Genomic DNA, 17,729 nt, shown 5'->3' with positions numbered 1-17,729 from the left:
TAATTGAGCCGATAAAGAGAGGAGTAGTTACATAAAGGGGGATGCAAGGTGAGAAAAGAACGAACAGGTTTCAAAGATTTTTTTACAAAGAGAATACAGCGTCAGTTTCTGTATCCGTTCCTATTATTAATTTTATTAACAGGAGTAGTAGTGGCCGGAACAAGTTATTGGTTCAGTTTAACCAACACCACTTCAGCCATGACGAACAATGTGGAACAACAGATGGAGTCTATGAGTGATTCGTTTAATACGTTGTTTGACAGTATAAGTCACAATGCGAATCGATATGCGGAAGACGATACATTACAAAGTCCAAATGAAAACAGGGAAAAAATTTTGGATCGATTTGGAGAGACTCAAGCAGCTAATCCCTATATTTTAAACATTTATATGGGAGAAAAAGAATCACAAAATATGTTTATTTATCCGGAGGCTGACTTAGGAGATGATTATGACCCTGCCACTCGTCCTTGGTTTACACTAGCAGAAGAACAAGCAGGTGAAGTCATCTGGACGGAACCATATGAAGATGCGGCCACGGGCGATACGATTGTGAGTGCGGCACGAGCTATTGAAGATGGTAGTACCATTTCCGGGGTGTTTGCGATTGATTTTACCGTTAATACGCTGTTTGAAATGATAAACGATGTAAAAGTTGGGGAAACTGGGAGCGCTATGCTTTTAAGTGATACTGGGGTATATCTCGCTCACCCTAACGAAGAGTTGATCGGCACGAGCGCTGAAGGAGAACCATTTTATGCAGAGGTTATGGGTAATCAATCCGGATCCTATCAGTATGATAATGGAGGCGAGCAAACCGTAGCTTATGCGACCAATGAGAAAACAGGGTGGAAAATGGTAGGAACAGTACAAGTGTCTGACTTCGTATCACAAGCCAATTCTATTATATTACCGATTGTACTTGTCCTCGTGGGAGTGATCGTCCTTTCTTTAATTATTGCTATATTATTAACCCGTTATTTAACGAAACCCATCAAACAACTGCAACGATCTATGAGTGAGGCTGGTAAAGGCAACTTCTCGATTCAGGCAAACATTGATCGAAACGATGAAATTGGGGAACTGTCACGGGATTTTGATCAAATGATTCTATCCATACGCTCTCTCATTCATCAGGTGAAGCATTCATCTAATCAGGTAAGCAGTTCTTCCGAGAATGTGGTCGCCAACTCAGAAGAAAATGCAGCTGCTGCTCATGAAATATCGAGAGCCATTCAGGAAATTGCGTCAGGTGCTCAAAGTCAAACGGAAATAATGGACTACAGTGTTCAGTCTGCTCAAACGCTGGCTCATACCATTAAGGGAGTCGTTGGGCAAAGTGAATCTATTAAAGTAAAATCAGATCAGCTTTTGAATCAGTCAGAAGAAGCGAAAGAAATCGTTGAAAAACTCCGGAATCATTCTAATCAAACGACGTCGATGACGAATGAAATGCGAGAGTCGATTGAAGATTTACAAAATAGTTCGGATAATATTAACCAAGTGGTAAGTACCATTTCTGGAATTGCAGGCCAAACAAACTTGTTGGCTCTGAATGCAGCTATTGAAGCAGCTCGTGCTGGAGAAGCAGGGAAAGGCTTTGCAGTGGTGGCAGAAGAAGTTCGTAAATTAGCCGAACAATCAGAAAAAGCATTAACAGACGTAGCTTCAATGATTGAGCACATGCAAGATCGTACAAAAGATATTGTCCGATTAATTGAAGAAACAGGAGAAGTGGTGTCACATCAAGAAGTGTCTGTTAATGAAACGGAGAAATCGTTTACGGATATATTTGAAAATGTGTCGGGGAATGTAGCTGCGATTAACGAAATTATTTCTTCCATGAAGCAAATGGACAGTCAGAAGGACCAGCTCTTGGAAAATATCGATGGCATTAGTACGGTGACGGAAGACACGGCGGCAGCTGCTGAACAAGTTTCCGCCTCTGTTCAAGAGAGCAATGCCGCTATGGAACAGCTTAACCATTTAGCTGAGGATCTAGAAAAAGTTGCTGCTTCAATGGAAAATGAATTAAAGAATTTTCAGCTGGATGAATCTGCGAGCCAGCCAGCTCTATTACCTATGAATCAAGAAGAAGGCAGCTATAACGAACAGAAAGCAGGTTAGTAAAAAAACTTACAGTCTAAAAGTAGACTGTAAGTTTTTTTATTGTGATCAAGTAATGATGTTTGATGAATTGAAAAAAAGGTTAAATGTTACTATATCTGAAAAATAAGGGGGCATATGACGAAAAAGATAAAATTGTCTGTGCACATCAACAAAAATAAGGCTTAGCTTACATAAATCAGCATCTCAGGAGCCTATTTTATTAAATACCTATCGTTAGGTTCTTGTTACGTAACGAGCTGGACCTTTTCATGAGCAAGTCATTCATTATTTTCAATGCTTTATGAAAGCGTTCCATAAAGAGCGTCGTTAAAAGCATTTTACTATTTTGAGCACCGCACAACCGAAGAGTTTACCAGCACGAAGAGTGAGTGATCAACAAGCTGCGTGAAGAAGAGAGATTCATTAGGAGGGGTTATTTTTGCTAGAGAGAGACCACACCGTAGTAACGATAAATGGAAAGGAATTTTTAGCTGATCCAGGACAAAATTTGCTGGATCTTATTAATTCCTCAGGTGAAAATGTACCACAAATTTGTTATAACGAATCACTAGGTCCGATTCAAACCTGTGACACTTGTGTCGTTCAAGTGAATGGCGAAATGCAGAGAGCTTGCGGGTTAAAAGTAGAAGCAGGTATGAAAGTGCAAACGGAGCTTCCACAAGTACAAATGGCTCAAAAAGAAGCTCTAGATCGTATATTAGAAAATCACGAGCTGTATTGCACCGTTTGTGATTACAATAATGGTGATTGTGAAATCCATAATACGATGGCGGAGTTTGGATTAGAACATCAGTCTCGTCCCTTCCAGGAAAAGCCATACAACCGTGACGATTCTGGTGCATTTTACCGATATGACCCGGATCAGTGTATTTTATGCGGCCGTTGTGTAGAAGTGTGCCAGGACGTTCAAGTGAATGAAACATTGACGATTGACTGGGAACGTCAGCAGCCCCGTGTCATTTGGGATAATGACGTGCCGATTGATCAGTCATCTTGTGTAAATTGCGGGCAATGTTCAACGGTATGCCCATGTAATGCGATGATGGAAAAAGGGATGGAAGGAGAAGCTGGCTTCTTAACGGATCAGGAACCGGGTCTGCTAAAGTCGATGATCGAACTAACGAAGAAAGTAGAGACGGGTTATGGACCGTTATTTGCAGTATCTGATTCTGAAGCTGCGATGCGTGAAGAACGTATTAAGAAAACGAAAACAGTTTGTACTTATTGTGGGGTAGGCTGTTCATTTGATGTATGGACAAAAGACCGCCATATTCTAAAAGTAGAACCAAATGCAGAATCACCGGCAAATGGAATCTCTACGTGTGTGAAAGGGAAGTTTGGTTGGGATTATGTCAATAGCGAGAAACGTTTAACTAAACCTCTAATTCGTCGTGATGACACGTTCCATGAGGTGGAATGGGATGAAGCCATTTCCTATGTAGCAAAACGAATGACTGAAATTAAAGAGAAAAGAGGTTCTGATGATTTAGGTTTCATCTCTTCTTCCAAAGCAACAAACGAAGAATCATATCTGATGCAGAAACTTTCTCGCCAAATCATTGGTACGAACAATGTAGACAACTGCTCACGTTACTGTCAATCCCCGGCGACTAAAGGATTATTCCGAACAGTTGGCCATGGCGGTGATTCGGGGTCAATTGATGATATCGCTAAAGCGAATTTAGTCCTAACGATTGGTTCGAATACGGCAGAGTCTCATCCTGTTCTTGCTTCCCGTATTAAACGATCTCAGAAACTATTTGGTCAAAAGCTATTCGTCTTTGACTTACGTAAGCATGAAATGGCTACACGAGCGGACCGTTTTTATCAGCCTAAATCCGGTTCAGATTTGGTTTGGCTTTCAGCAGTATCAAAATATATTCTTGATCAAGGGTTAGAAGATAAAAACTTCATCGAAGAATGGGTTAACGAATTTGACGCGTATCGCGAAAGTCTTGAACCTTACACAATGGAATATGCTTCTGAATTAACTGGCATACCAAAACAAGAGTTAATTGAAGTAGCAGAAGAAATTGCAAAAGCAGATAAGGTTTCAATTTGCTGGGCAATGGGTGTGACGCAGCACATGCGCGGCAGTGATACGAGTACAGCCATATCCAATTTATTGCTTCTTACAGGTAATTATCGTAGAGAAGGCTGTGGAGCCTATCCATTGCGCGGCCACAATAATGTACAAGGCTGCAGTGACTTTGGCAGCATGCCGAACTTCTTCCCGGGCTATGAAGAAACGACAGATGATGAAGTTCGAGCTCGCTATGAACAAGCCTGGAACTGCACGATTCCTAAAGAGCCAGGAAAAGACAATCACCAAATGATTGAAGCCATTCATGCAGGCAACTTAAGTGCCATGTATGTAATAGGAGAGGACACGGGCATTGTAGATGCCAATATTAACTATGTGACGGATGCATTTGAAAAGCTTGATTTGTTTATTGTTCAAGATTTATTTTTGACAAAAACTGCTGAATACGCAGATGTAGTGTTACCAGCAGCACCGAGTTTAGAAAAAGAAGGAACATTTACAAATACGGAGCGTCGCATCCAGCGTTTATACAAATCACTTGACCCCCTTCCAGGAGCAAAGCCTGACTGGAAAATCCTTCAGCTTATTGCGCAAGAAATGGGAGGAGCCTGGAACTATGAGCACCCATCTGAAATTATGGCGGAAGCAGCTAGTTTAGCTCCATTATTTGCCGGCGTGTCTTATGAACGCTTAGAAGGATACCATTCATTACAATGGCCGGTGCATGAAGATGGCACAGACGAACCTCTTCTTTTCCAAGAAGGCTTCCCATTTGAAGACGGCAAGGCCAGGTTCTATCCATTAGAATTTGAATTAGAGTACGACACTTCAGAGAAGTACGATCTTCATGTGAATAATGGCCGGCTTCTTGAACATTTCCATGAAGGTAATATGACTTATAAAGTGGAAGGGATCGCTCGGAATACACCTAATCCGTTTGTGGAAGTCTCTCCTGAGCTTGCAACGGAAAGAGATATTCGCGAAGGTGCAGAAGTGAAACTGATTTCCGAAGCCGGAGAAGCGACAGGGGTCGTTACCGTGACTGACCGTGTAAGAGGAAAAGAATTATTTATTCCTATGAGCGCAAATGGGAAGTCGGCTGTTAACTTCCTTACCGATAATCGAGTGGATAAAGATACCAATACGCCGGCATATAAAGAGATTGCTGTACGTATGGAGGTTATGAGAAAAGAGGGTAAATCTCCGATTCCGCCAAATAATCACCGCCGAGGAAATCCTGTACCGCAAATTAGCGTAAATGTTGAAAATAAGTGGGAGCGTAATGATTATGTATTCCCAGGGGATCAGGTGAATAAAGATGGCTAAATCAATCACAAATATTAAAAGGTTAGAAATTTCTAAAGAAGAGCAGCAGGAACGCGATTTACAAGAAGTAAGAGAGGCTGTAACTGAAAATAAAGAAGCTATTTTAAAAGGAATTGAGCTATTAAGCGCATTAGATGAAGTAGGAACATTAGATACAGCTTATGCGTTTTCTCATTCAAAGAAAAAGGCTTTAAAATATGTGGTGGATGAGATTAGCAAAGATCAATATGCACAATTGCTTGAGAATCTCCCTGAAATTGTGTTTATGTTGGGAGACTTAGATGTCAAAACCGTGCGAGAGACAACCAATCGTCTGAATGAAGGCATTAAAGAAATGAATGATACAGCTGTAGATCAAAAAACGACCATTTTTGATTTGGCTAAGGCCCTGAAAGACCCTGAAATTAACCGCAGCATTACGATGATGATGCAGTTCTTAAAAGGAATGGGACGACAATAGTAAAAAAGGCGCTTTCCATTGAAGGGAAGCGCCTTTTTTATTATGATATCCAAACTTCTACTAAGAACCAAGCAATCATAAATAATTGAATCAAAACTTTCGCAACACTGCCGCTTAAGAATCCAAATAAAGAGCCTAGAGCTGCTTTTCCAGCCTCTTCAGCCGATCTTTTTTGCAGAAGCTCGACAATTAAGACAATGACAAAGGGTACGAGGATAATTCCAAACGGAGGAATGATAAATGAACCTGCAATAACTCCGACCGCTGCCGCTCGTTCTCCCCATTTACTGCCGCCATATTTCTTCACAAAATAACTATTGGCAATGATATCAGATACAATCAACAAAATGGTTAATAAAATCATAGCTATCCAAAATATAAGACTAAGGCCGGCATTATTAATGAAAAAATGATAGGCGAGAAAGCCGAGCCATAAAACTAGAGGACCCGGAATAATGGGAAAGATTAAACTGGCAAAGCTGGCAAGAAACAAAAGTACAATGACTATCCATAGGATAAAATCCACACGATCAGCCTCCTATCTCATACGTCATACGTACGACTAGTTTTATTTTACCAAAAATAGATGCCCGAACTTTAGAAAAAGCTCGGGCATACAACGATTATAGATCTTGTTTTGTAGGAGGAGCCATAAATTCGGGACCAACTGGATCTTTAATGTTTTTTTCTAAAATTGAATCGATCTCTTTCATCGTATCTTTATCAATGGTGAAATCGCTGACCTCATCTACTGGATCTAATTGATCTGGGCGTCTTCCCCCCATCAGGGCAATGCCAGAACCAGGCTGCTGCAATACCCATTTAATGGCTAAATGAATGACTCTCTTATTAAAACGGTCTTTCGCTAGTTGGTCTAGTTCGTCTACAGCATTTAAATATTGTGCAAATCGCGGCTGCTGGAACTTAGGATCATTGTTTCGAAGGTCATCTCCTTCAAAGGAACGATCCTTCGTCATTTTACCAGAGAGAAGACCACGACATAGAGAACCGTATGAGATGGTCGTAATGTCATGCTTTTGGGTATAAGGGAGAATGTCTTCCTCTATATCTCGCTCAAATAAATTATACGGCGGCTGCAGTGTGTGAATGGGAGCTGCTTCTCTGAAAACATCCATTTGTTCTGGTGAGAAGTTGCTGACCCCAATCGCTCTAATTTTTCCTTGTTTATACAAGTATTGCAGGGCTTCTGCTGTTTCATGAAGGGGTGTCAGCGGATCCGGCCAATGGACTTGATAGACATCAATGTAATCGGTTTGAAGTCGTTTAAGAGAATCTTCGACTTCTTGGTGAATTCGTTCTTTCGTTCCATTACGGAAAGGCTGTTCATTTTGCCAATCTAAAGCTACCTTTGTTGCTAAAATAATATCCTCACGCTTTCCATACTGCTGAACAGCTTTACCCACGATTTCTTCGGATTCACCGAACCCATAAACAGGGGCTGTATCAATTAAATTAATGCCTTTATTAAGAGCGGCATGGATCGTTTCTATGGATTGCTTCTCATCGGTTCCACCCCACATCCAGCCTCCAATGGCCCATGTCCCAAGACCAATGCGGCTAGCTGTTAAATCAGACTGACTTACATTTATATGTTCCACTAAAATACCTCCATCATAAATAGATTCATAAGGAGTCTACCCTGTTGGAAGGGTGTTTAACCTTCTGGTGTGCACCAAGTGGGTGCTGCGACTATGAAAAGGGGAAATAAGATCATTAGAGAAGAATATCAAATTAAAAATTAATCACTCATTCCAATAAAAAAACGTGACTCCTAAAAAGAAGACACGTTTTTTAACTCGGTTTGCAATTTTGGAATCAGTTCGCTTAAATCTCCAAGAATGACTTGATCAAATACACGATCTTTTATCGTTGCTTCTTTATTAATAAGCGTAGAAGCGATGTTTCGACTTGATGCATATTCGGGCAAAAAGCTAAAAGGTGTGACTTGCAAAGAGGTGCCTAGTACAAGTAAGAAATCAGCTTCATCGATTAGAGCTTCTGCTTCGTCATGGGCTGTGATCAAATCACCAAATAGAACAACGTTTGGTTTTAAAACGGTGTTACACTCCTTGCATTGCGGAGTATCATTGGCAAGAACATATTCCATCGTGTAAGCTTCTTGGCAATGAGGGCAAGTCGCTTTATTTAATGAGCCGTGATACTCTACTACTCTAGAGCTGTTCACTTGGGCGTGCAAGCCATCCACATTTTGCGTAATAATTGAGATGCGGCGACCTTTTGTTTCTAGTTGCTTAAGAAAATGATGCACCACGTTTGGTTCATATTGTTGTAATAGCTTAAGGCGAAAGATTTCTTTATATTTTATCCAAAAATCGACTGGATCAAAATTATAATAATCAACAGACATATAATCTTCTCTTTTAAAGTCTTGTGCCCATAATCCTTCGTTTGATCGAAAATCAGGAATGCCGCTGGCTGTAGAAACACCTGCTCCTGTTAAGACAACAACGTGACGAGCCTGAGCAAGCTGCTCAGCCGTCTGCTTCAATTGGTTCTTCATGTAGAAAACACCAGACTTTCTTTACCGTTTATTGAATCCTTTTTTCTGAACAAGGTCAGTTACGTCCATGCGCATCGTCTTTTTAAAACGTCGATGCATTTGATCAGTCCACGTATCACTCCGGTTATTTGAGGATCTGGATTGATAATATTCCGCAATCTGATCATCAAACGTCTGAATAGCATCATCATGAGGCTGATATTCATTTTCAAAATAAATAGCAGACTTTGGCAATCGCGGCTTACGTTCGGGCTGGTGGGCGGGTTCTCCAATCGCCATACCAAATAAGGGAATCACGTGAGTTGGTAAAGCGAGCAGTTCATCGACTCGTTCGAGATGATTCCGTAAGCTTCCTAAGTAGCAAATACCCAACCCCATTGACTCTGCAGCAATCGCAGCGTTCTGGGCAGCTAATGCAGCATCAATCGCAGATACGAGGAAATGTTCACTATTTTCAAGGTTGTCGACCATCTGGTTATAGTCTTCACTTGTTGCGGAGTGAGTTTGACGATGTAAGTCCGCACAAAATACAAGAAGGTGACCATTGTCTTTAACGTATGGTTGACCGCTCACTTCAGCCAAAGCTGCTTTTTTTTCTGCATCTGTTATACCTATAATGGTATACGCCATCATGTAACTGGAGGTCGAGGCCTGCTGTGCTGAGCGAATAATGTAGTCAAGCTGCTCATCTGTTAGTTTCGTATTTTTAAATTGACGAATACTGCGGTGGTTGAGCAGTGTATCGATGGTTTGATTCATTCAAAGCACTCCCTTCGGTCATTTCGTTGATAGAATAACACATCATTCTTTCAAAAATCTTCTCTTAACCTTTTAATAATTTTTTATCGCTTTAAAGGGTTTCTGTCGATTGAGGTAGAATTATTATTATAACGAGAAATTGATGAAAAGAGAAAGAAAAGGGGTGGGGGAAATGGCAGATGTATTCGACTTTGACCAATTCAAATCCAAAAAAGAAATGAAAAAAGTAACGAAAGAGAATATTGTTTATGAGATTTTCTTGTCCACTGTTACGTATGTTCAGCGTCATAGTGTTGTGTATTATGATAATCCTCTCGAGTATATTACTACTGATACGTCCCTCTATGATTTGTTTAAAGGGGATCACACCTCCTTTTTTACTGCTTTTGAAGAGTTAATTCAATATTGGAATATCGATATTGACTTAAAAGAGACACTCCCCGCAGATCAAGAGTTTGACAGGTTTTCAACAATTGGAGATGTGTGCATGTTTATCGAAAGGAGAGTAGATGGCTCAAATGCCTGATATTCTGCTTTTTTATTTTGTTTAGCCGTAAGTCAAAACTCTTTTTATAAGGATTAAGTCTGATATAATAAGGGCTAACGTTGAAAAAGGAAAAGTTAGGAGGCTTTTGCGAACATGAAAAAATTAAGGAATGGTTTCCTCATTTCTTCTTTTCTCTTGCTGATCGGCTGTTCAGATAAACCCAGTCCTGAGACTACGGTAGAAGACTATATGGAAGCATGGGAAAATGAAGAATTTGGAGAGATGTATGATTTACTGAGCGAGGAGTCTAAAGACTCGATTAGCCAAGAGGAGTTTGAAGAAAGATACTCTACGATTTATGAAGGTATCAATATGAACAATCTTTCGATTACATATGAAGCACCTGAAGAAGAACAGGATTTCAATGAGGAAGACACCCCGGCTTACGACTATGACGTCAGTATGGAAACCTTAGCGGGTGCTCTGGAATTTTCTCATCAGGCCGAACTTGTCTATGAAGAAGGAGACGAGGAGGATACGTGGGCGGTTGACTGGAATCCTTCGATGATCTTTGCGGGAATGGAGGAAGGAGATAAAGTAAATGCTCAATCCATCCCTGCTGAAAGAGGAGAGATATTAGATGCGAATGGGGATCCATTAGCAGAAAATGGAGTGATTCAACAAGTAGGCATTGTACCTGAAAGATTAGAGGATGAAGAAAAGGTGAAAGAAGATCTCGCAGACATATTGGATCTTTCCGTCGAGTATATCGATTCTCAGCTTGATCAATCCTGGGTTCAATCTTCTTCCTTTGTACCAGTCGGCGCGGTCTCAGATAATGATGAGGAGCGGATTGAAGAAATCAGAGAATTAACGGGAACTCAGTTTCAAGAAACCAATTCTCGTGTTTATCCAGCAGAAGAAGCAACTGCTCACATCATTGGCTACGTAGATGATATTACAGGCGAACAGCTGGAAGAAATGAGCGACGATGGCTATACGGCTTCAGATCAAATCGGTCAAACCGGTTTAGAGAGTCTCTTAGAAGAAGATTTACGGGGACAAGCTGGTGGGAAAGTTACGATTGTCGATGAAGATGATAATGAAAAAGAAGTGCTGGCTGAAAATGAAGCGACAGACGGGGAAGATGTAGAGCTTACTATTGATAAAAAAGTTCAGGAGACAATTTACGACAACATGGAGGGCGAGCCGGGATCTTCTTCAGCATTAGACCCTGTCACAGGAGAAGTTAAGGCATTGGTCAGTTCGCCGGCGTATGATCCGAATGAGTTTGTATTAGGAATGAGCAGTGAGCGAAGAACCGAACTCCAGGAACAAGAGGGATCCCCTTTATCGAATAAATTTAGGAGTAATTATTCTCCTGGGTCAACATTTAAACCGATCACAGCAGCCATCGGTCTTGAGACGAACAACATTGACCCGAACGAAGACATGACGATTGATGGTAAGTCCTATACAAAAGACGGGTGGGGAGACTATTCGGTTACAAGAGTCGATGGAGCAAATGTCGATAACAATGTAAACCTAAGAGATGCCCTCGTGAGGTCGGATAACATTTATTTCGCCCGCACAATTTTAGATATTGGTGGAGAAAACTTTCTTGAGGAAGCGGAGGAATTCGGCTTTTCTGAAGATCTTCCATTTTCTTATCCAATTGCTGCTTCTCAAATTATAAATGGAGAAGAGTTTGATAGTGAACCTCTGCTGGCAGATACAGGTTATGGACAAGGTCAAGTTCAAATGAGTTCGCTTCACCTTGCTGTTTCATATACACCGTTTATAACGAATGGAGACCTGATGCAGCCTACGTTACGTTCGGATGAAGAAACGGGTCAGGTTTGGAAAGAAAACGTAATAAGTGAAGAAACGGCTTCTTTACTTACAGAAAATCTGCAAGCTGTTGTAGATGACTCTGAAGGGTCGGCTTATGAACCACAAATGAATGATTTGAATTTAGCCGGTAAAACAGGCACAGCGGAACTAAAACAATCGTTAGACGATGAAGACGCTCAAGAAAACGGTTGGTTTATTGCCTGGGATACTGAGTCAGAAGACTTAATCGTTTCTATGATGATCGAGGATGTCGAAGATGGAAGCGGAGAAGTTGTTCCAAGAGTGAAAAACGTATTTAGTGATTTAGATTAAATGAAAACATCAAGTGAAGGAGAGTCCTTTACTTGATGTTTTTTTGTTAGCTTTTGTATATAATAGAATGAGATTAAGTAAAGGAGCTGATGTGTTATGAGAAAATTCTACTTTGCACGAAACGTTAACCATTTATCAGAAACGGGAGGACACATCAGCTAAGCGTGAGCGTCCTCCTAATTTAGGAGGAATTTAGTGAATTTATTTACTTTACCAAAGGAAGTAGCTAGTCAATTAAAGAGTGGAGAGAAAGCTGGCCTCATTGCTCGTTCATCTTCAAGTATTTTTACGATATGGACAGATCGAGGTCCGGTCCAAGGACACATGTCAGGTAAATTCCGCTATGAGTCAAGTGTGCGACCTGTTGTGGGAGATTGGGTTGTTATCCAACCCTTTGATGAAGGGAAAGCCATCGTTCATCGTGTGTTAACGAGGAAAACGGTGCTATCGAGAAAAGAACCCGGAACTCAGCATAGTGAACAGGTTATAGCTGCTAACATGGATGCTGTTATTATAGTGACTGCAATGACCTCTGAATTTAATTTGCAGCGTTTGGAACGGTATGTATATCAGGTTTATGAGAGTGGAGCAAGACCACTGATTGTTTGTACAAAAAAAGATTTATGCGACGAGCAGGAAGCTTTTATTACTCAAATTGACCGCAGGATCCCAGCTGTACCTGTTTACGGGGTAAGCAGTGTAACACTCGATGGGATGGAAGAGTTCATGAAAGAGCTGCAACCCAGTCAAACCTATGCATTGATTGGATCCTCTGGAGTGGGGAAATCCACGTTAATTAATTATTTGCTTGGTGAAGACATACAGCAAACAAAACAAGTTCGATCACAGGATGATAAAGGCCGTCATACAACCACTCACAGGGAAATGTTTACTCTTCAAAACGGAGCGGTGTTAATTGATACGCCTGGTATGAGAGAAGTGCAGTTATGGGGGGATGCAGAAGGGGTAGAGGCTGCTTTTTCGGATATTGAAGCACTGGCCTCAACATGTAAGTTCCGTGATTGCAAGCATGAAAGCGAACCGGGTTGCGCCGTTTTGCGCGCGATTGACACAGGTGAGCTGAGCGCTGAGAGGGTAAAGAATTATCATAAATTAGCCCGGGAGCTCCATCGGCTTGACTTAAAAGAAAAGTATGGCACGCATCGCGCAAATCGGATCCTTCATGGACCTAATTCAATGAAATAATGAAAAAGCATAAGAGGTAGAGATACAATAGAAATAGCAATGAAAGTCGAGTAAGAAATCGTAAAGGTTTTTTACTCGACTTTTTGTTATGACATCATTCTCCTATTTCGATTTCGAGTCTTCAGGTTAAGGGGAATTTAATAGAAGAAAAGCTGCACGCTTTGTTTCTTCCAAGAACCTTATTTCCCAAAACTCATTCTCTCATAACGGCCTCGTGTTATTTCATAGATACCATAAAGAATAAAACCCAGGGCAACAAAGCCTAACATCCATTGACCAAAAGGCTGCTGAGCGACTTCTGCTAAAGCACCATCTAATCCTTTAGATTCATCTGGGTTGGAAGTTAGACCCGTTTGCACGAAGAAAAATCCAATAGTAGCTAGAACTATTCCTCTAGAGATCAACCCCATTTTCCCAGACTGCTTAGCAATTTTTCTTTCATGTTCATTCATTTCATGATGATTAAATTTCTTTAAAAAATTGTTGGTCACTCCGCTATAGAGTTCTGTTCCTCCATACCCAATGATAATAAGCCCTATAAGACCGACCAGCCAAGGACCAAAAGGCTGGCCTAATAGCATCGAAGAAATGGTTTGCTCTGAGTTACCGCTGCTTCCGGCGTGCATTGCAATTTGAAAAGCATTAGAAGCAAGGCCGCCATAAATGACTCCTCCTATAAGATACCCGGTTCGTGTGATTAAACCTTTTAAATCTCTCCCTTTATTTGATGTGTCATAAATTGATTTTATAATCACCCATGTAATATAACCGATAAGTCCAATACCTATGATCCAAAGTATAATTTCGCCAAAAGGCTGTGCAGCTAGTGATCGAAACATCCCTCCTGTACCAGTGGTTTCACCGCCTGCGCCGATAGCTGCCATAAAGGAGAGGACGCCTACTAAGCCGTATACTGTTCCTTTTACCATGTGTCCGAAACGGCCGAACCTCCTTATCCATGGTTTTAGTTCTTCAGAATTAGTATCATTTTGTGATTTGTTCTTTCGCTTTGATAAAAAAGTTGTACTCATCGTCCTGACTCCCTCTTTCGTAGTGGTTAAACTTATCTTATAAATTCCCTATTTCATCCTTCACAAACCCAAAAAAGCGGCAACTTAAGTTGCCGCTTCGCAATTATCCTATGGTTTTAAAATCACTTTTATGTTTCCATCTTCTTTTTTATCAAAAATATCGTATCCTTTTGGAGCATCTTCGATATTCATGGAATGAGTAATGATATCTGTAGGATCAAACTCGTTGTTCTCTACCATATCGTAGAGCTTCGGCATTAAATGAATGACGGGAGCCTGTCCCATTTTTAATGAAATGTTTCGGCTGAAGAAGTCGCCGAGTGGAAAACCGTTAGCTTCAGACCCATATACTCCCGTTAATTGTACAGTGCCGAATTTTCGAATGGCTTGTGAAGCTGTAATGATTGGACTTATCGTTCCAAATTGGTTGTCATGCTTAGAGCCAAATTCTTCCTCGGGAGAAACTGTCCCATCCATGCCTACACAATCAATGATAACGTCTGCGCCACCTTTTGTTTCATCGAAAAGCAGGGGACCTATTTCATCAGTATTTGAGAAATTATACGTTTCTACGTTGTTCGTCCGTTTGGCGTGCTCAAGACGGTGGTCCACATGATCAACCGCAATGACACATTTGGCTCCCTTAAGCGCGGCAAACTTTTGACTCATTAAGCCGATCGGACCGCTTCCTAATACGATGACGGTGTCTCCTTCTTTAACGCCGCTGCTTTCTACACTCCAATAAGCAGTAGGGATCACGTCGGATAAAAACAATACTTGTTCGTCATCTAGTTCACTTGACTCAGGTACTTTAAATGAAGTGAAGTCAGCGTAAGGAACTCTTAAATATTCAGCTTGTCCGCCTGGATAACCTCCAAATGGTTCTGTAAAGCCGAAGAGACCGCCGGCATCACTATGAGGGTTCGATTCATCGCATTGACTTTCCATTTGGTTTTTACAGAAAAAGCATTCCCCGCAACCTATGTTAAATGGGATAACGACGCGGTCTCCCTTCTGTAAGCTCTTCACATCGCTTCCTATTTCTTCAACAATGCCCATAGGTTCGTGACCGACAATGTAATCTTCTTTAGGCTCAATTCCACCTTTGTATAAATGTAGATCTGATCCACAAATACCGCTTGCTGTTATTCGAACAATCATGTCATTGCTAGATTGTAAAGAGGGAGCAGGCATATCTTTAACGACCATTTTCTCTTTACCTTGATAGGTTACAGCTTTCATTGATGTCACATTCCTTTCTAACGATTTAGTGGGCTATTTCCATTATTTAGCTATTTTAAACAATAGATTTTATATGGAGATAATAGACGTATAGTGGAATTTCCCTTATAATCGGAACTGGAGTTGAATTTACATACTGTTAGGCAAAGGAGAGATTATCATGACAAAGAAGCTAGTTTTTGGACACAAGAATCCAGATACGGATACGATTTGCTCAGCCATCGTTTATGCTGAACTTAAACATAAGTTAGGGGAAGATGTAGAAGCTGTTCGTTTAGGAGAGGTAAACAGTGAAACCCAGTACGCATTGGATTATTTTAACGTTGATGCTCCTAGACAAGTTCAAACCGTAAGCAATGAAGTAGAGCAGGTCATTCTTGTCGACCATAACGAACGCCAGCAAAGTGCTGAAGACATTGACGATGTTCAAGTGACGGAAGTGATTGATCACCATAGAATCGCGAATTTCGAAACGAATGGACCGCTTTATTACCGGGCGGAACCTGTAGGCTGTACGGCTACAATCTTAACAAAAATGTTCAAAGAAAAAGGCCAGGATATTTCTAAGAGTACAGCAGGCTTGCTGCTATCATCGATCATTTCGGATTCTCTTTTATTCAAATCTCCGACGTGTACGGATGAAGATGTAGAGATTGCGAAAGAGCTGGAAGCAATTGCACAAGTAGAAGCTGAGGTGTACGGCCTTGACATGCTTAAGGCTGGAGCAGACATCAGTGACTCTACAGCTGAGGAGCTACTATCCTTAGATGCAAAAGAATTTTCAATGGGTGATTCAAAAGTAGAAATTGCACAAGTCAACACAGTAGACACAGAGGAAGTACTTCAGCGCAAAGCTGAACTTACGAAAGCTATTCATGAAACAGTATCCTCAAAGTCCTTGGATTTGTTTGTATTTGTCATTACAGATATTCTTACAAACGACTCCACGGTTATTGCAATAGGAGATCAATCGAATGCGGTTAACCAAGCATTTGGAGTTGAGCTAACGGATAATCAAGCCGTTTTAAATGGTGTAGTGTCTCGTAAGAAACAAATCGTTCCACCGTTAAATGAGCAACTAGGTTAATAGTAAAAAGAAAGAAGGACTCTATCAGATAGAGTCCTTCAGGCTGTAGAAGAAGTTTAGACGAATTTAATAGGAGTTTATAGGATGATTCCTTCCTATTGGTATGGAGAAAAGGAACAGGAAAAAGCGCCGGTTTCGCGGGGCAAGACGGAAAACCTCTTCGGTCTGGGACCTGCGGGGCTTCTCCTGTCTGTTCATCCCGCAGGAGTCGGCGCTTTTCCGTTCCTTTTATCATAATAGGATCTTAGAATCAGCGTAGAGTGACTGCCCTGTTGTAGACTTTGTTTTAATGAAGGCACAGCTTGAGTAAATGAATTTTTCCAGAGCTCTATTTCAAAAAAGGGTTGTAGGAAACGGCTACACTCCCAGGGGAAATACGAATAAGGTGTGACCCCGCAAGGCTGACAAAGCCTGAGGAGGCTTTTTAGAGAGGAGTTCAATTAAGTTCGGCACATCGTGTGCCAACCGTAAACCCAGATCATTAGCGTAGTCAAAATTCGAAGACTCCTGTGCGAACAGCGCGAGCCGAAGATCCCTTCTTGAACATAAATCATCCGAACTGATTTCTAGAGAATCGTTCGGATGATTTTATGCTTTATTCAGTTTTGTCCCAGCCTGTTCTTTCTTTTATTACCTTCATTCCATTCTTCTCTTAGAATTCCCATTCGAATCGAGTCATAATGTTTTCCTTCATAAATCCTGCATTTTCGCAAGCGACCTTCAAGTTTCATTCCTAATTTCTCTCCGACTCTCATCATTCGTTCATTTTTGGACCATGTGGTTAAACCGACCCTTGCAATTGGAAAGCTTGCAAACATGTGATCAATCCACATTCGTAAGGCTTTCGTGCCGTAACCACCGCTCCAGTAAGAAGGATTATAAATGCCGATTCCAACCTCGAGCCATAGCGAAGCTTTATGCTCCCAATAATAAGAAACAGTCCCAATAATTTTGTTGTCTACTTCAATAACCAGTCGTGAATCAGGTTCACCATTTTTTAACCTTTCTTTTCTTGCATTCTCATGACTACGATACGTATCAATCGTATGAGGTTCAAGAGGGTAATAAGGGGCATCCCATTTTTTCCATTCAGGATCTGCATCTCCATAAATGAGGTAAAATAAAGAGGGGATGTCCTCATCGGTTATACTCCGTAATTGGAGGGTGTCACTTTTTAACAATGTTTTCGTTGCACTCATAAATTATCCCCCTTATTAGGGTATCTTGTCTCTATCCTACCATATAAAAA

The 17,729-nt window shown here is 41.0% G+C and carries 15 protein-coding genes; 8 read left to right on the top strand and 7 right to left on the bottom strand.

What is annotated here, in order from left to right; translation table 11 throughout:
- Positions 1 to 48 precede the first annotated feature (48 nt).
- From IEV27_RS04695 to IEV27_RS04685, 3 genes are all read left to right on the top strand, one after another.
- Positions 49 to 2,127, top strand: coding sequence for a methyl-accepting chemotaxis protein (locus IEV27_RS04695; protein ID WP_188376286.1), 2,079 nt, complete (start codon positions 49 to 51; stop codon positions 2,125 to 2,127).
- 421 nt (positions 2,128 to 2,548) lie between these two features.
- Positions 2,549 to 5,500: a formate dehydrogenase subunit alpha gene (fdhF, locus tag IEV27_RS04690; protein ID WP_188376285.1), complete on the top strand. Its 2,952-nt coding sequence runs from the start codon at positions 2,549 to 2,551 to the stop codon at positions 5,498 to 5,500.
- A complete protein-coding gene (locus tag IEV27_RS04685) occupies positions 5,493 to 5,960 on the top strand; it encodes a helical membrane plugin domain-containing protein (protein ID WP_188376284.1) in 468 nt (155 codons plus the stop codon). The genes fdhF and IEV27_RS04685 overlap by 8 nt, the downstream gene beginning before the upstream one ends.
- Positions 5,961 to 6,000: 40 nt before the next feature.
- Here the strand turns inward: IEV27_RS04685 and IEV27_RS04680 are convergent, their stop codons facing one another.
- The 4 genes from IEV27_RS04680 to nfsA form a co-directional block, all read right to left on the bottom strand.
- Complete coding sequence (locus tag IEV27_RS04680; RefSeq protein WP_188376283.1) at positions 6,001 to 6,486, bottom strand: DUF456 domain-containing protein; 486 nt, start codon at positions 6,484 to 6,486, stop codon at positions 6,001 to 6,003.
- Between the two features lie 97 nt (positions 6,487 to 6,583).
- A complete protein-coding gene (locus tag IEV27_RS04675; RefSeq protein WP_188376282.1) occupies positions 6,584 to 7,579 on the bottom strand; it encodes an aldo/keto reductase in 996 nt (331 codons plus the stop codon).
- A 173-nt stretch (positions 7,580 to 7,752) separates the two neighbouring features.
- Positions 7,753 to 8,502: an NAD-dependent protein deacylase gene (locus IEV27_RS04670; protein ID WP_188376281.1), complete on the bottom strand. Its 750-nt coding sequence runs from the start codon at positions 8,500 to 8,502 to the stop codon at positions 7,753 to 7,755.
- Between the two features lie 21 nt (positions 8,503 to 8,523).
- Positions 8,524 to 9,261 (bottom strand): oxygen-insensitive NADPH nitroreductase, encoded by a 738-nt coding sequence (gene nfsA / locus IEV27_RS04665; RefSeq protein ID WP_188376280.1) that lies wholly within the window; start codon positions 9,259 to 9,261, stop codon positions 8,524 to 8,526.
- A 172-nt stretch (positions 9,262 to 9,433) separates the two neighbouring features.
- Here nfsA and IEV27_RS04660 point away from each other — a divergent pair, with 172 nt between their 5' ends.
- The 3 genes from IEV27_RS04660 (at position 9,434) to rsgA (ending at position 13,120) form a co-directional block, all read left to right on the top strand.
- Positions 9,434 to 9,787 (top strand): hypothetical protein, encoded by a 354-nt coding sequence (locus IEV27_RS04660; RefSeq protein WP_188376279.1) that lies wholly within the window; start codon positions 9,434 to 9,436, stop codon positions 9,785 to 9,787.
- A gap of 114 nt (positions 9,788 to 9,901) precedes the next feature.
- Positions 9,902 to 11,914, top strand: a complete 2,013-nt coding sequence (locus IEV27_RS04655) for a penicillin-binding transpeptidase domain-containing protein (protein WP_188376278.1) — start codon at positions 9,902 to 9,904, stop codon at positions 11,912 to 11,914.
- Between the two features lie 195 nt (positions 11,915 to 12,109).
- Positions 12,110 to 13,120, top strand: coding sequence for a ribosome small subunit-dependent GTPase A (rsgA, locus tag IEV27_RS04650; RefSeq protein ID WP_188376277.1), 1,011 nt, complete (start codon positions 12,110 to 12,112; stop codon positions 13,118 to 13,120).
- Positions 13,121 to 13,299: 179 nt separating this feature from the next.
- Here the strand turns inward: rsgA and IEV27_RS04645 are convergent, their stop codons facing one another.
- Together IEV27_RS04645 and IEV27_RS04640 are read right to left on the bottom strand one after the other, a co-directional pair.
- Positions 13,300 to 14,151: a DUF1206 domain-containing protein gene (locus IEV27_RS04645; protein WP_188376276.1), complete on the bottom strand. Its 852-nt coding sequence runs from the start codon at positions 14,149 to 14,151 to the stop codon at positions 13,300 to 13,302.
- A 108-nt stretch (positions 14,152 to 14,259) separates the two neighbouring features.
- On the bottom strand, positions 14,260 to 15,393 hold the full coding sequence (locus tag IEV27_RS04640; RefSeq protein ID WP_188376275.1) for an alcohol dehydrogenase catalytic domain-containing protein: 1,134 nt from the start codon (positions 15,391 to 15,393) through the stop codon (positions 14,260 to 14,262).
- Positions 15,394 to 15,553: 160 nt separating this feature from the next.
- On the opposite strand from IEV27_RS04640, the gene IEV27_RS04635 reads away from it, so the two are divergent.
- Both IEV27_RS04635 and IEV27_RS04630 read left to right on the top strand, forming a co-directional pair.
- Complete coding sequence (locus tag IEV27_RS04635) at positions 15,554 to 16,480, top strand: manganese-dependent inorganic pyrophosphatase (protein WP_188376274.1); 927 nt, start codon at positions 15,554 to 15,556, stop codon at positions 16,478 to 16,480.
- Between the two features lie 84 nt (positions 16,481 to 16,564).
- Positions 16,565 to 16,717 (top strand): hypothetical protein, encoded by a 153-nt coding sequence (locus tag IEV27_RS04630; protein ID WP_188376273.1) that lies wholly within the window; start codon positions 16,565 to 16,567, stop codon positions 16,715 to 16,717.
- 362 nt (positions 16,718 to 17,079) lie between these two features.
- Here the strand turns inward: IEV27_RS04630 and IEV27_RS04625 are convergent, their stop codons facing one another.
- Entirely contained in the window at positions 17,080 to 17,679 is a 600-nt protein-coding gene (locus IEV27_RS04625; RefSeq protein ID WP_188376272.1) for a GNAT family N-acetyltransferase, read from the bottom strand.
- Positions 17,680 to 17,729: the final 50 nt, after the last annotated feature.

Origin of the sequence: Halobacillus andaensis, from assembly GCF_014636475.1 — a bacterium.
GTDB classification, from domain to species: domain Bacteria; phylum Bacillota; class Bacilli; order Bacillales; family Halobacillaceae; genus Halobacillus_A; species Halobacillus_A andaensis.
This window is presented reverse-complemented; position numbering and strand designations above follow the sequence as displayed.

Bases quoted from the DNA above. Each gene is read 5' to 3' on its own strand.
- IEV27_RS04685 (WP_188376284.1), top strand. From the start codon at position 5,493: ATGGCTAAATCAATCACAAATATTAAAAGGTTAGAAATTTCTAAAGAA.
- IEV27_RS04670 (WP_188376281.1), bottom strand. From the start codon at position 8,502: ATGAAGAACCAATTGAAGCAGACGGCTGAGCAGCTTGCTCAGGCTCGT.
- nfsA (WP_188376280.1), bottom strand. From the start codon at position 9,261: ATGAATCAAACCATCGATACACTGCTCAACCACCGCAGTATTCGTCAA.
- IEV27_RS04660 (WP_188376279.1), top strand. From the start codon at position 9,434: ATGGCAGATGTATTCGACTTTGACCAATTCAAATCCAAAAAAGAAATG.
- IEV27_RS04655 (WP_188376278.1), top strand. From the start codon at position 9,902: ATGAAAAAATTAAGGAATGGTTTCCTCATTTCTTCTTTTCTCTTGCTG.
- IEV27_RS04645 (WP_188376276.1), bottom strand. From the start codon at position 14,151: ATGAGTACAACTTTTTTATCAAAGCGAAAGAACAAATCACAAAATGAT.
- IEV27_RS04640 (WP_188376275.1), bottom strand. From the start codon at position 15,393: ATGAAAGCTGTAACCTATCAAGGTAAAGAGAAAATGGTCGTTAAAGAT.
- IEV27_RS04635 (WP_188376274.1), top strand. From the start codon at position 15,554: ATGACAAAGAAGCTAGTTTTTGGACACAAGAATCCAGATACGGATACG.
- IEV27_RS04630 (WP_188376273.1), top strand. From the start codon at position 16,565: ATGATTCCTTCCTATTGGTATGGAGAAAAGGAACAGGAAAAAGCGCCG.
- IEV27_RS04625 (WP_188376272.1), bottom strand. From the start codon at position 17,679: ATGAGTGCAACGAAAACATTGTTAAAAAGTGACACCCTCCAATTACGG.